Genomic DNA, 13,054 nt, shown 5'->3' on the forward strand with positions numbered 1-13,054 from the left:
CGCTCTGGTATAAGCAGCCCGGAGGTGTTGCTTATTCAGCAGGTGCGCTTTCCCCAGCCTTTTCACGCTGGCCGTCACGGAACAGCGCCTTGGCCAAAGCCACACACATCAGACCCATGACCATGGTGAAGGGCAGCGCGCCGATGATCATCGCGCTTTTCAGCGCCTCCATCGGGTCGGCTCCGCCGTTCTGCTTGCCCGCGAACAGCAGGGTGCCGATCACGGCAGTCAGGATCAGGCCCCAAACGATCTTATGCTTGTTGCCGATGTTCTGATCGCCGCCGGACATGATGGTGTTCATCACCAGGATGCCCGAGTCCGCCGAGGTGACCAGGAAGGTCATGATCAGCACAACACACATGATGGTGATGCCCGACAGCAGGCCGCCGTCGATCATGCTTTGCAGGGTCACGAACAGCTTGGCGGTGTTCGACGCGCCGATGATGGCGCCTTCTGCCGCGCCGTTCAGTTCCAGATCGATTGCGGTGCCGCCCAGGATTGCCATCCAGGCAAAGCAGACCATCGCCGGTGCAAACACGCAGCCGATGATGAATTCACGCACCGAACGGCCGCGGGAAATGCGTGCCAGGAACAGGCCGACGAAAGGCGAGAACGCAATCCACCAGGCCCAGTAGAAGGTGGTCCAGCCTGCCTGCCAGCCGAACTGACGCTGCGGTTCACCCGCAGCATAAGCTGCCGACAGAACATCGTCGGACAGGGCAGCGGCTTCGCCTTCCAGACCCGATTTGAAGCCGTCGAAGGAGCCCCAGGCGTTAGTCGCCCCGCCACGCAGCGCATCTGCATAAGGCGCCGCTTCAGCAGGCAGCGCTGCCGAGAAGTCGGCTGCAGCCTGCGGGGTGTAGGGACCGAAGCTCAGCGAAACGAAGTGCAGGATGTAGTCCACAAAGGCCGAGGCATAGGTGGTCATTGCGAACATGAACGAGCCGAAGACCACGAAAGTCAGCAGCAGGATGAGCGACAGAACCAGGTTCAGGTTCGACAGATACTTCACGCCGCGGCCCACGCCGGACACAGCCGAGATGATCGACAGGCCCATGATGGCAAAGAGACCTGACAGCAGGCCAACAGTGCCCGGTGCAGGCGCGTCGCCGCTCATGTCCATCATCCATTCCATGCCGGTGATGGCATAGACGCCGTCAACGAACTGCGACACGCCGAAACCGATGGTCACCGACACACCCAGGATGGTGGCGACCACGCCCAGCACGTCAACCACATGGCCCGCAATGCCGTTCATCAGCTTGCCGAACAGCGGTGTCAGCGCGGTGCGGATGGTCAGCGGCATATCACGGGTGTAAGCGTAGTAGGCCAGCGACAGGCCGGTCACCACATAGATCGCCCAAGCGTGGAAGCCGTAATGCAGGAACGTGTAGCGGAAGCCGGACTGAATGGCTTCTTCGGTGTTCGGAACCACGTTTTGCGCCAGCACTTCCGGGTTGGAACCCCAAAGGCCAAGCGGCTCAGCAGTAGCAAAAACCATCAGGCCGACGCCCAGACCGGCGCCGAACATCATCGAGAACCAAGAGAAGTCCGAGAACTCCTTGCCTTGACCCGGCGTCCCCATGATCCGCTTACCGGTTTGCGGCAATGCGGCGACCACAAACAGGAAAAAGGCGAAGAAGCCGACGATAACGATGTAGAAGGCGTTGAAGTCTTCCAGAATGCGCCAGTTCAGGCTGCCCAGAACGCCAGTGGCGTTGGCCGGCCAGACCAAGGCCCAGAGAACCAAAGCGACCATGATCCCCTTGCTGAGCAAGGCGATCTCAAGGCTGTGCCCCTTATAGAAGCCACCGTCGGAGGTTTTAATCTCCAGATCGGTGAAAGGTTGTTTAATTGACATGCGTTTCCTCCCGTTTCGCACGTGCCGCACCGAAGTGCGGATTTTCCGGCGGTTCGCGCAACCGCCGGAGTCTGGCGTCAGCCCATCAGGGCTTTGATCCTGTTCAGCGTTGCTACGCTGACCGCGACGCCATCTGTCCGGGCCTTGATCCGCTTGCCGCGGCGCCCGTCGCCCGGCAGATGTGCGCCAGTCTGCGCACGTACTGCTTCTACGATTCCGACCATTCCGGATCGAAAACTGTCATTTGAGGTGGCAACCGGGTCGATTGCGATGAACATTTGGCCGGTTTTAGGCGGCCCGCCCGCTGTGCCGGAAAACGGCGAGGCGTTGATACCGAGGGTCGCACCGGTCAGCGCAGCGGCCATAATCTCGGTCAGCAGCGCGACACCAACCCCCTTGTAGCCGCCCGACGGCGCCATGGAGCCCTTGAGGCCCGCATCCGGATCGGTGGTCGGATTGCCATCAGCGTCCAGCGCCCAGCCCAGCGGGATCTCCTTGCCTTCGCGGGCGTGTTTCATCACTTCGCTTTTCGCGATGGTACTGGCGCTTTGGTCAATCAGCAGTTCCGGCTCGCCGTCCTCACCCGGCACCGCAATTGAAAACGGATTGGTCCCGACAACAGGTTTCTTGCCGCCCGAAGGCGCGATGGAGGCAGGCGCATTGGTAAAGCCCAGCCCCACCAGACCGGCACGGGCCAGACGCGCGCTGTGATAGCCCAGCACGCCGCAATTATAGCTGTTGCGTATCGCCAGAACCGCGACACCCTGCTCGCGGGCAGCCGGGATCAGCGCCTCGAAACCCATATCAATAGCAGAATGGGCAAAGCCGGTGGCGGCATCCACCGCCACCACGCCGGGACGCGGGCGCGCCAGAACCGGAACCGCCTGCCCGTCCACCTTGCCGCATTGCACATGCTCGGCATAGATCGGGATATAGGCCAGGCCGTGGCTGGCGACGCCATCCGCTTCGGTTGCTGCGGTGGCCACAGCCAGCGGCCGGGCGTTGGCCTCGGACGTGCCGGCCGCCACCAGGGCGCGGAAGGACAGATCCTCGATCTCGGCAAGGGTCAGGGTTTTGGTTTCGGTCATAGCGACGCCTCTATCAGTCGTTGTCGGACAGCCCGGCACCTGCGCCGCGCAATCGCGAGGCTTCGGTGGCGGGCGCATAAGTACGGTGGGCAAGAACGCCAAGGCGGTCCCAGGCCTCGGCCGGTGCGCTGCCGCGCAAAACCGGCTCCCGGCGGTCGGTCATTTCAGCCGGAGTGGTGAAAGCGACCTTGTCGGCAAGCATCGCTGTGTAGGCGTCGGGAGCGCCCCGCGCGCACAGCTGGCGGCCATCTGTTGCAAGGTAGACACCCGCCCATTCAACAGCGACCGGAGTCTCCAGCCGCAACGCAGCCCCTGCAGCAAAGGGAACCAGCAGCAGCGGCACGCAAACACGCTCCATTTCGATCCGGCCCGCATCCATCAGCTGCACCGCGCAGTCGCTTAAGGCGGCGCCGGCAATCAGCGGGCTCATCCGCCCCGAAGGGGCGCTCCACACCCCTGCCAGTGTCAAGGGTGCCAGATCTGCGGGCGGCAAACGGTCGTTCATCTCCAGCAGCGCAGCCAGCAGTTCCGCCCCCGGAAAGCCAAAGGAAGAGAGCCAGCGCGTGCCTTTTGCAGCCTCCTCGGCCAATCCCCAGGGGAGACCGGCGCCACGGGCGGCGCGTTTGCACATTGCTTCGATTTCATTCAGGGAATGGTTCATGCCAGTGCCCCCTCTTCCAGTCTGGGATAGACCCAGAATTCGGCGTTCTCCTGCGAAAGCTCCTGCGGATAGGGCGCATTGCCGTACATGCAGATCCGCACCCAGCGGTCAGAGCGGGGATCAAACTGCGTAGCACCGAAGAAGGCGAGTTTGCAACGCAGCATGTCAATCGGCAGAACGTCGTGCGAAATCGTGTTGTCCCGGATCTCGGCATAAGGTGCGCGGCCTGCAATCTGCGCGCGGCGCACTGTATGGCGGTATTCAGGATGGCGCAGCAGGAACTCGGCAACGCGAATCTCGCCCTGCCAATGCGCCAGCGCATTGAACAGCGCCGCAGCATCCCGGCCAGGCGCCAGCGGCTGCTCGTATTCCTCCACCGGCTCCTCGAACCGTTCGCCCAGGCGCGGTTCCAGCTTTTCTTCCGAAACATACCAGGCGCGGGCCCGGTTTTCCCGTTTCTGCCAGTCTGTACCGATCGCCCATTCGTAAATCCGCGTCAGAAGCCCGCGCAGTTCGTCAATGGTCATCGCTCCAGCAATCCGGAATGTCGGCGTGTTATCTGCCGCCATGCCGTCGCTCAACTCGTCAATCAGGCTGCCATAGGGTTCCAGCATCATTGAGGCCAGCCATTCCTGGCCTTCCAGAGACAGTGTTTCTTCGGCCCAGCGGTGCATCTGATCCCATGGCTGGGGACCGCTCAGCACCTGCGGAGTGCTCAGATAGGCGTCGATCTGTTCCAGGTCGTTCCGCAGCCCGGCCAGTTTGCGCACCTGGATCTCATGCTCGGACTGCCACAGGTCAACATTCTTTTTGCTGCGCTGCAAAAGCCGCAGGAACAGGGCGATTTCGTCCTCCGACGCGCTGTCCAGACTGCGGACAATACGGATTGCATCCTCGCGGGCGGCGATCCAGTTGTTGAACAGAACCGGATGGTTCAGCAGGAACGGCGCCATGCCCAGTCCGGTTGAATTGCCGATCCCAAGCGAACGGGCCAGTTCCGGGTCCAGCTGTGCTGCTGTCCGGCCTGCCGCCTTGGCACGCAGGTCTGCCATATGCTGGACCAGATCGCGCACGAACCAGCGGGTCAGGAAAACCGACAGCATCTCGGCCTGGAACGGAACCTGGAATTCCGGGCGCTTTGCGATCATCTCGCGGTCCGCCGCACCCAGTTTTCCTGATCCGTAAACAGCCGTGGTCCGCATCAGATAGCCGACGGCATCAAGCTGGGCGGCATCCGGCTGGCGGCCTTCGGACAAGGCGGAAACCACATGTTCCCACAGGCGCACGGACCGGTTGGCGCGCGATACCGAAATCTCGCGTTCGCTGACCCGGCCGGCTTCCTGATAAGGGACATTGTTCGAAAGGCGTTCGATGTCGTCGTCTGTCGGGACACCGTCGAACAGGGCAAAGGTGGCGTCCCAGGCCGTCGCAATCACCCGGTCCGACCGCATTTCAGGCGGCAGATCATGTGCAAAGGCGATCAGGGAATAGGTCCGCGCAGGGCCGGTTGCGGAAAAGACCGCAACGCCGACCCCGTTTTCATCAATATCAAACCTGGGGCGCGAAAAGCTCCAGTTTTCGCGGGCCATGCGCCGTGTCAGAATCCGCATAAAGCTGAGGCGGCACTGGTGCAAAGAACCGAGACGGCTAAGGCGCATGACCTGCGCCGGGTCCCGTAGTGATATTGATGTCTGCGCGGTTGTTTCCATTTAGGTTATCCTTTGGGGCCAAAGTTTTCGGCAAAGAACCGGTGCCAGTTCCCGCCCATGATGCCGCTGACCTCATCATCGTTCATGCCCGTCGCGCGAAGGCCCTCTTCGATGTTTCCAAAGTCGCGGTTGTCCTTGAACCAGCTTGGCATTTCCGGGAAGCCCGGAGCGGCGGCTGATCCTTCGCCGTAATCGATTTCCTTGCTCCAGCGGCCGACACGCATCCACTCAACCACGCTGTCGGGCTGATCCTGGCACAGGTCGGTGCCGATACCGAGGTGTTCCACCCCGTATTTGTCAGCGGTGCGTGCAACCATCTCGCAGAAGCTTTGCAGGGTGCAGGCGCCCTTGTCTTTCAGGTGATGCGGATAGACCGAAAAACCCAGCATGCCGCCGTGGCCGGTCACCGCGCGGATGACGTCATCCTTTTTGTTACGCAGGGCGGGCGACCACTCATGCGGGTTGGCATGGGTGATGGCGATCGGGCGGGTGGACAGCTCAGCCGCCTCGATGGTGGAACGGTCTGCCGAATGGCTCATATCGACCACCAGGCCAACCCGGTTCATCTCCTTGATCACCTGTTTGCCCATGCGGGTAATGCCTGGATCCTCAGCCTCATAGCAGCCGGTCGCCAGCAGCGACTGGTTGTTATAGGTGAGTTGCATGAACCGTGCGCCCAGGGTGTGCAGGATCTCAACCAGACCAATGTCGTCTTCCATCGGCGAGGGGTTCTGGAAACCGAAGAATACCGCGGTGCGGCCGGTTTCGCGCGCCTTGTCGATGTCAGAGGCCCACTGCCCCTTCATGATCAGGTCCGGATACTGTTCGAACCAGCGGTTCCACTTCTCAAAGTTCAGAACCGTTTCGCGGAAGTTCTCGTGATAGGCAATGGTGACTTGGATCGCGTCCACGCCGCCCTCGCGCAGCTGGCGGAAGATCTTCTCCGACCAGTTGGCATATTGCAGGCAATCGATACGGTATCCGGTCATTCAAGCACCTCGAAATTCAAAAAACCATCGCCCGGCCCATTGGAGCGGGCAGTATGCGCCCGCCCCGCAATGGGCCGAACGGGCGCGTCCATAAACTGGCAGGCCGGCTGCACGGCGCTGCCAGGGGTCCAATAATCAGACCGGATTGCCGGCGCTGATGTAGGCGGTCTTGACGGTGGTATAGAACTCCGCCGCTGCCTTGCCCTGCTCGCGCGGGCCATAGGAGCTGTCGCCGCGGCCGCCGAATGGCACGTGATAGTCGGTGCCTGCGGTCGGCAGGTTGACGGTGACAACACCGGTGCGGGCGTTGCGGCGGAAATGGGTGGCGCGGGCCAGCGACTGGGTCACGATGCCCGAAGTCAGGCCGAAGTTGGTGTCGTTCACCACGCTCAGCGCTTCGTCATAGCTGCCGACCTTGATCACGCTGGTCAGCGGCGCGAACATTTCCTCGCGGTTGATGCGCATCTGGTTGTTGGTGTTCAGGAAAACGCCGGGGGACATGTAATAGCCCTCGTGCGGCATCTCCAGACGCTGACCGCCGCAGGCGAGTTCGGCACCTTCGGATTTGCCCAGATCGACATAGGCCAGGTTCTCGTTCAGCTGCTGCTGGCTGACAACGGGGCCAATTTGCGTCCCCTCTTCCAGGGCGTGCCCGACTTTGTAGGCGCTGGCGCCGGCGACCAGTTTTTCGACAAATTCATCGTGAACCGAAGCATGCACAACCAGACGCGACGACGCGGTGCACTTCTGACCGGTGCTGCCAAAGGCACCGCCAAGCGCGAGGGTCACAGCCAGATCAATATCCGCATCGTCCATAACCGCCAGCGCGTTTTTGGACCCCATCTCCATCTGCACTTTGGTCAGGTTCTGGATCGCGGCCGAGGCGATGCCTTTGCCAACCGGAACCGAACCAGTGAAGGAAATGGCGTTGACCTTGGGGCTTTCCACCAGGCGCTGACCGATCGAGCGGCCCGAGCCCATGACCAGCGAGAACAGACCCTTGGGGATATCCTGACGCTGGATGATTTCAGTCAGCGCAACAGCCGATGCCGGGGTGATGTTGGCAGGTTTCCATACCACGGCGTTGCCGTAGCACAGCGCCGGCGCAATCTTCCACGACGCGGTTGCGGTCGGAAAGTTCCAGGGGCTGATGATGGCAACGGTGCCAACCGCTTCGCGGCGTACGTCGATTTCAACGCCGGGACGTACAGAATCGGCGTTTTCGCCCAGCTGACGCAGGCATTCAGCGGCGTAATAGGTGAAAAACTGACCGGCGCGGTAGACTTCGCCCTTGCCTTCAGCAAGCGGCTTGCCTTCTTCGCGGGCCAGCAGCGTGCCCAGTTCTTCGGCGCGGCTCATCAGCTCGTTGCCGATGTTCATCAGCACGGCCTGCTTGCGCTCCATGCCATAGGCTTCCCACTCGGCTTGCGCGATTTGCGCCTGGTCCAGCGTCGCCTCCAGCTGATCGGCGCTGGCCTGGGCAAACATGCCGACCAGATCGCTCAGATCCGAAGGATTGCGGTTTTCGATTTCGCTTTCGCCAGCCAGCCATTCGCCGGCAATCAGGTTCAATTTGGTCACAGAGAAGCCCCAGATGCTGATTTTAAGATTTACAGCAGGATGGACTTCGGCACCCGCATCAGTCAAACTCAATTAACTGAACGTAACTACAGAATTTCTGAAGTCATGGCATTGAAAATCGAAATGCTGCGTGCCTTTTGCACGGTGTCACAGACCGGCAACCTGTCAGAGGCAGCCAACCGTCTGGGCCGGACCCAGTCTGCTGTCTCCATGACCCTCAAACAGTTGGAGGACCATCTGGGCAAAAAGCTGTTCGAAGGCGAACGCAAGAACCAGCTGTCCTCTTTGGGAGAGCAGGTTTTTGAACTGGCCCAGAAACAAGTGCGTCAGTTCGACCAGACGGTGCGAAGCATCGAGATGGCGGCTGAGGCCATTCACGGGCTGATCCGCATCGTCTCGGTGCCTTCAGTTGCGGCGCTGGTGTTCCCGCCGGTGCTGGAGCATATGACCGCCCGCTACCCCGGCCTTAAAGTTGAATTGCGCGATACCGACACCCAGCAGGTGCTGGATGCGCTGGCCGAGGGCAAGGCGGATATCGGCATCGCCTCTGGCTATCACCCGCTGAACGGGGTCAAGGCAGTGCCGCTGTTCGAGGACCGTTTCGGACTGGTCTGCTCTGCCGTGCACCCGCTGTTTCAGCAAGACAGCCCGCCCTCCATTGCGGATGTCACCGGCGCTGGATTTGTCCGCAATGCGCTGTGTGATCTGATCCGCAATGAGCGCTTTGTCGAGGCCAGCAGCGGCGCGGATGTGACGATCCACAACACCCATTCACTGATCACCATGGTACGCACAGGGAAATGGGTCACGGTTCTGCCGCAAACCGTCGCCCGTTTCATGCCGGAAACCACGGCTTTCCGCCCGATTGCCGATCTGCCGGACAGGCGCGAGGTCTATCTGTACCAGCGCGACCGCTCCCGCTTTGCCTCGCTTACCGCGGAATGCAGTGCATTCATCCAATCCTGCGACCTGTCCTGCGATCTTCCCGGCTAGCGCAATTGCTTAGGCCGGCCCGGTTGTCCCCCGGATGATCTGCTCCAGCTCACAGCACAGCCTGAAAGGTTCCGGCGCATCGGATGTGATAAAACGGGTGAACTGCGCACCTGCGAGCGTTCCTATGGTTTCAGCCGGGATCCGGACCGTTGACAGGCCGGGTTCAATATCAGCCGAGCCTTTGAAGTCGCCGATCCCCATCACCGACAGCTCCTCTGGCACCTTCAGCCCGCATTTTTGCGCCCCGTACAGCGCGCCCTGGGCTATCACGTCATTGCCGCACAACAGCGCCGTCGGACGGGACGGGCCGGCAAGCAGCTCCAAGGCCGCCTGCTTGGCCTGCGCAACACTGTAAGGCGCCTCGGATTTTCTGTCCTGCGGCACGGTGATGCCTGCAGCTTCAAGGGTTTCCAGCACCGCCGACAGCCGGTGCCGCGCCCGGTCATTGCCGCGGGTGTCAGGAAAGATCAGGCCGATATCGCGGTGCCCAAGCTCCAGCAGATGCGCCGCTGCCATCCGGCCTGCCTGCCGGTTGTCGGCCCCGACACAAGGCAGTTCCGCATCCTCGGCATAGTTCCAAATCGCCATCGCCGGGGTTTCCTGCTGCGCGATCAGCCGGGCGGTGGCCTGCGAATGCTCCAGCCCGATCAGCGCCACCCCGTCGACCCGGTGTTCCAGAAACTTGCGCACCATCGCGTACTCGCGCTCCAGATCATACCCATGCGAGGCCAGCAGCAGGCTGAACCCCTCTTTGCCGATGGCATCCGAAAACGCCTGGATCACCTCGGCAAAAATCGCATGGTTGATTGTTGGCACAACCAGACCGATAGTAGCTGAACGCTTACCGTGCATCGTCTGCGCCGCGCGGTTGCGGATGTAACCAAGCTTCTGCACTGCGCGGCTGATCTTTTTGCGAGTCGCCGGGCTGACCAGATCCGGGTGATTAAAGGTACGCGACACCGTGGAGGGAGACACTTTGGCAGCCTTGGCCACCGCGACGATATCGACGTTACCCTTTTGTTTTAAAGCCAAAACTTCCCCTCCCGCGAGACAGTTTATGAAAACGTTTGCAATACTATTTTCATGGCCTAACCTGAATTGTCAAGAAACGTGAAAACGGGATCAGCCGGGTTGGGAGGCCCTGAATGGACTTCATATTTTACTTCGGAGACGTCTTCTCGCCGCTGTCCTTTCTGTTGCTTCTGGGCGGCACGATTGGCGGGCTGATCCTGGGGGCAACCCCGGGGCTTTCCCCCACAATGGCAGTGGCACTGCTGATCCCCTTCACCTTCCATCTGGAGGCCGTGCAGGGTCTGATCCTTCTGGGGGCGGCCTATACCTCCACTGTTGCAGGCGGCGCCGTCAGCGCCATCCTGCTGAAGATCCCCGGCGCGCCGGCCAATATCGCCACCACCCTGGACGGCCATCAGATGGCCAAGCAGGGCCAGGGCGCCAAGGCGCTGCAACTGTCCTTCCTCGCCTCTGCCGTGGGCGGCATCTTCGGCGTGCTGCTGCTGATCTTCCTGACACCGCTGCTGGCCGAATGGGCGCTGGCATTCGGCCCCTCGCATCTGTTCTGGCTGGCGATCCTGGGCGTCACGGTGATCGGCTCGCTCGATTCCGCCTCGGTTGTCAAAGGCCTTCTGTCGGGCTGCATCGGGCTGTGGCTGGCAACCATCGGCTTTGACGATATCATGGGTGCCCAGCGCTTTATCTTCCACCCGTCGCTTGGCGGCGGCATCAATATCATCGCGGCCCTTATCGGCCTGTTTGCCATCCCGCAGGTGCTGACCATGTTCGCCAAGGGCCGCCGCACATCAGGTGCCGAGGTGATCGAGGTGCAAAAACACTCGGTTCTGGACGCCACCAAGGAGCTGATCCGCCGTCCCCTGGCCTTGGGCATCGGCACCATCACCGGTTCGATCATTGGCCTGATCCCCGGTGTGGGCGGCCAGATCGCCGGACTGGTGGCCTATGACCAGACCAAGAAGTTCTCCTCTGAGAAGGAGAAATTCGGCAAGGGTCACAGCGAGGGCGTGATCGCCGCGGAAGCTGCCAATAACGCCATGGTCGGCCCGTCGCTGGTGCCGCTGCTGACCCTGTCGATCCCAGGCAGCCCCACCGCCGCGGTGCTGCTGGGCGGGCTGCTGATCCACGGGATCTTTCCGGGGTCCGATCTGTTCGACAATCACCCCGATGTGGCCTGGACCTTCATCAACTCGATGCTGGTGGGCCAGGTTCTGATGTGCCTCTTCGGCCTTTACGTGGCGGGGCTTGCTGCCCGCGTCGCCCAGGTGCCGCAATCGGTGATGGCCGCCATCGTGCTGGCGCTGTCGGTGTTCGGTGCCTATTCCGTGCAAAGCTCGATGGGCGACGTCTATGTGATGGCCTGCCTTGGCATCGGCATGTATTTCCTGGAACGCTTCGGCTTCTCCGCCGCACCGCTGGTGCTGGGTCTGATCCTGGGTCCGATCGCGGAATCCAACTTCATCCAGGGCGGTATGATCGCCGATGCCACAGTCGGCCGGGCCAGCTACTTCCTGTCCGGCGGGCTGAACCTTTTCCTGATCGCCGTGGTTGTTGCCTCCGTCGCCTACTCGGCTTGGATGGAATTGCGCAGCCGCCGCTACACCACCAAAGAGGAGGCACAGGCATGAACCGCTCTCAGCACATTTTCGGCTCCGGTCTGGTCTTTGCTGTGGGCATCTGGGTTGCCTGGATCAGCTACACGCAAGCCCCTGCCGAAGCCTTCCTGTTCCCGCGCCTGATCGCCTCGGTGTTTGTGGTGCTGGCCGGCTGGACCTTTGGCAAAGCCGTCCTCGGCCTCAGCAAGGTCGGCTCGGGCGTGTCCCGCACGATGTTCCTGAACATGGTTCCGGGGCTGGTGGTGATGCTGATCTATGTCTTCTGGGCTGCCAAGACGCTGGGGTTCTATACCGCCACCACCATCGGTTTTTTCATTCTGCTGTCGCTTTATGACCCCGCGCCGCATTCCGAAGGTAAAACCTGGATCAAGCGCGCAGTGGTCACCGCCTGCTTTGTTGCAGTGATGTACGGGCTCTTTGCGCTGCTGCTGAGCGTCTACACACCACGTGAAATTCTGTTCTGACCGTTTTAACGCGGCCCGGAAACAATAGCGAAATCATTAGGGAGGAGAAGAAAATGAAGAAACTGATTGCAGGCGCAGCCATGGCGCTGATGGGCCTGGGCGGCGCTGCCCTGGCCGAGGATTACCCGGAACGCCCAATTATGATGATGGTCTCTTACGGCGCGGGCGGTGCCACTGATTTCCAGGCCCGGATCGTGACCATGACCGCGGGCAACGAGGATGCACTGGGAATGCCCATCGCCATCATCAACAAGCCCGGCGCCGGCGGCCGTGTCGGCTGGAACTGGTTCGCCACCCAGGCCGATCCGGATGGCTACACACTGGCGGCCTACAACGTGCCTCACTTCATCGCCCAGTCGATCAAAGGCGGCGTGCAGTATTCCTCTGACAGCTTTGAACCCATCGCCAACTGGGGCGCCGACCCGGCGGTGTTTGTTGTCGCCGCGGACAGTCCTTTCACCTCAATGGCGGATGTGGTTGCCCATGCCACGGAGAACCCGGGCAAGCTGACCTTCTCCGGCGCCGGGCTGTTTGTTGGCCACCATATTGCCGCGCTGCAGATCGAAAAGGCCGCTGGCGTCAAGATGGCCTATATCCCGACCAAGGGCGGCGGCGCCGCTGCGATGAAGGCGGTGATCGCCGGCGAGGTTATGGGCGGCATCAATAACCTGTCCGACGCCTTCCGCGCGCAGGAGGCCGGCAACGTCAGAATTCTGGGCGTGGCGGACCTGCAGCGTTCGGAGTTCCTGCCCGACGTGCCCACCATGCAGGAGCAAGGACTGGACGTCGATAATTCCTCTGTCAATTTCCGCGGCGTGATGGTGCCCAAAGGCACCCCGCAAGAGGTGATCGACCAACTCGCCGCCACCGTGCCCGAGATGTTCGCAAACCCCCGCGTGGCCAAGAAGATGCAGGCCGGCGGCTCGCCCATGCACATCATGAGCCGTGACGAAGTCAAAGCAATGTGGGCCGCCCGCGAACAGACGCTCAAGGAACTTCTGGCCGGGCTCTGACCCCGCGCCCACTGGCCGAAACCCTCCGGGGCAGCGCCCCTGCCCCGGAC

General features: G+C 61.6%; 11 protein-coding genes. 4 read left to right on the forward strand and 7 right to left on the reverse strand.

Features of this window, described 5'->3' with window-relative positions; all coding sequences use genetic code 11:
* Positions 1-31: 31 nt before the first annotated feature.
* The 6 genes from ETW23_RS13975 to ETW23_RS14000 form a co-directional block, all read right to left on the reverse strand.
* Positions 32-1,861, reverse strand: a complete 1,830-nt coding sequence (locus ETW23_RS13975; protein ID WP_129370143.1) for a BCCT family transporter — start codon at positions 1,859-1,861, stop codon at positions 32-34.
* A 77-nt stretch (positions 1,862-1,938) separates the two neighbouring features.
* A complete protein-coding gene (locus ETW23_RS13980) occupies positions 1,939-2,949 on the reverse strand; it encodes an Ldh family oxidoreductase (RefSeq protein ID WP_134830341.1) in 1,011 nt (336 codons plus the stop codon).
* A 13-nt stretch (positions 2,950-2,962) separates the two neighbouring features.
* On the reverse strand, positions 2,963-3,610 hold the full coding sequence (locus tag ETW23_RS13985; protein WP_129370141.1) for a DUF3726 domain-containing protein: 648 nt from the start codon (positions 3,608-3,610) through the stop codon (positions 2,963-2,965).
* A complete protein-coding gene (locus ETW23_RS13990) occupies positions 3,607-5,319 on the reverse strand; it encodes a hypothetical protein (RefSeq protein ID WP_129370140.1) in 1,713 nt (570 codons plus the stop codon). Before ETW23_RS13990 ends, ETW23_RS13985 begins: the two co-directional genes overlap by 4 nt.
* Before the next feature lie 5 nt (positions 5,320-5,324).
* Positions 5,325-6,308, reverse strand: coding sequence for a membrane dipeptidase (locus ETW23_RS13995; RefSeq protein ID WP_134830342.1), 984 nt, complete (start codon positions 6,306-6,308; stop codon positions 5,325-5,327).
* Between the two features lie 135 nt (positions 6,309-6,443).
* The gene (locus ETW23_RS14000) at positions 6,444-7,889 is read right to left on the reverse strand and encodes an aldehyde dehydrogenase family protein (RefSeq protein ID WP_134830343.1); all 1,446 of its coding nucleotides are present in this window, start codon (positions 7,887-7,889) and stop codon (positions 6,444-6,446) included.
* 105 nt (positions 7,890-7,994) lie between these two features.
* Here ETW23_RS14000 and ETW23_RS14005 point away from each other — a divergent pair, with 105 nt between their 5' ends.
* A complete protein-coding gene (locus ETW23_RS14005; RefSeq protein ID WP_129370137.1) occupies positions 7,995-8,882 on the forward strand; it encodes a LysR family transcriptional regulator in 888 nt (295 codons plus the stop codon).
* Positions 8,883-8,891: 9 nt separating this feature from the next.
* Here ETW23_RS14005 and ETW23_RS14010 read toward each other — a convergent pair whose 3' ends face one another.
* Positions 8,892-9,914 carry a LacI family DNA-binding transcriptional regulator gene (locus ETW23_RS14010; RefSeq protein ID WP_129370136.1) on the reverse strand — a complete coding sequence of 341 codons (1,023 nt, stop codon included), beginning with the start codon at positions 9,912-9,914 and terminating at the stop codon, positions 8,892-8,894.
* 113 nt (positions 9,915-10,027) lie between these two features.
* Here ETW23_RS14010 and ETW23_RS14015 point away from each other — a divergent pair, with 113 nt between their 5' ends.
* Genes ETW23_RS14015 through ETW23_RS14025 form a run of 3 tightly spaced genes read left to right on the forward strand, consistent with a single transcriptional unit; the run spans position 10,028 to position 13,004 of the window.
* Positions 10,028-11,539 carry a tripartite tricarboxylate transporter permease gene (locus tag ETW23_RS14015; RefSeq protein WP_129370135.1) on the forward strand — a complete coding sequence of 504 codons (1,512 nt, stop codon included), beginning with the start codon at positions 10,028-10,030 and terminating at the stop codon, positions 11,537-11,539.
* Positions 11,536-11,991, forward strand: coding sequence for a tripartite tricarboxylate transporter TctB family protein (locus tag ETW23_RS14020; RefSeq protein WP_129370134.1), 456 nt, complete (start codon positions 11,536-11,538; stop codon positions 11,989-11,991). The genes ETW23_RS14015 and ETW23_RS14020 overlap by 4 nt, the downstream gene beginning before the upstream one ends.
* Positions 11,992-12,044: 53 nt before the next feature.
* The gene (locus ETW23_RS14025; protein ID WP_129370133.1) at positions 12,045-13,004 is read left to right on the forward strand and encodes a tripartite tricarboxylate transporter substrate binding protein; all 960 of its coding nucleotides are present in this window, start codon (positions 12,045-12,047) and stop codon (positions 13,002-13,004) included.
* Positions 13,005-13,054 lie beyond the last annotated feature (50 nt).

It is taken from the genome of Leisingera sp. NJS201 (assembly GCF_004535885.1).
GTDB lineage: Bacteria > Pseudomonadota > Alphaproteobacteria > Rhodobacterales > Rhodobacteraceae > Leisingera.

Coding starts and splice junctions, on each gene's coding strand:
- ETW23_RS13975 (WP_129370143.1), bottom strand. CDS start 1,861: ATGTCAATTAAACAACCTTTCACCGATCTGGAGATTAAAACCTCCGAC.
- ETW23_RS13980 (WP_134830341.1), bottom strand. CDS start 2,949: ATGACCGAAACCAAAACCCTGACCCTTGCCGAGATCGAGGATCTGTCC.
- ETW23_RS13985 (WP_129370141.1), bottom strand. CDS start 3,610: ATGAACCATTCCCTGAATGAAATCGAAGCAATGTGCAAACGCGCCGCC.
- ETW23_RS13990 (WP_129370140.1), bottom strand. CDS start 5,319: ATGGAAACAACCGCGCAGACATCAATATCACTACGGGACCCGGCGCAG.
- ETW23_RS13995 (WP_134830342.1), bottom strand. CDS start 6,308: ATGACCGGATACCGTATCGATTGCCTGCAATATGCCAACTGGTCGGAG.
- ETW23_RS14005 (WP_129370137.1), top strand. CDS start 7,995: ATGGCATTGAAAATCGAAATGCTGCGTGCCTTTTGCACGGTGTCACAG.
- ETW23_RS14015 (WP_129370135.1), top strand. CDS start 10,028: ATGGACTTCATATTTTACTTCGGAGACGTCTTCTCGCCGCTGTCCTTT.
- ETW23_RS14020 (WP_129370134.1), top strand. CDS start 11,536: ATGAACCGCTCTCAGCACATTTTCGGCTCCGGTCTGGTCTTTGCTGTG.
- ETW23_RS14025 (WP_129370133.1), top strand. CDS start 12,045: ATGAAGAAACTGATTGCAGGCGCAGCCATGGCGCTGATGGGCCTGGGC.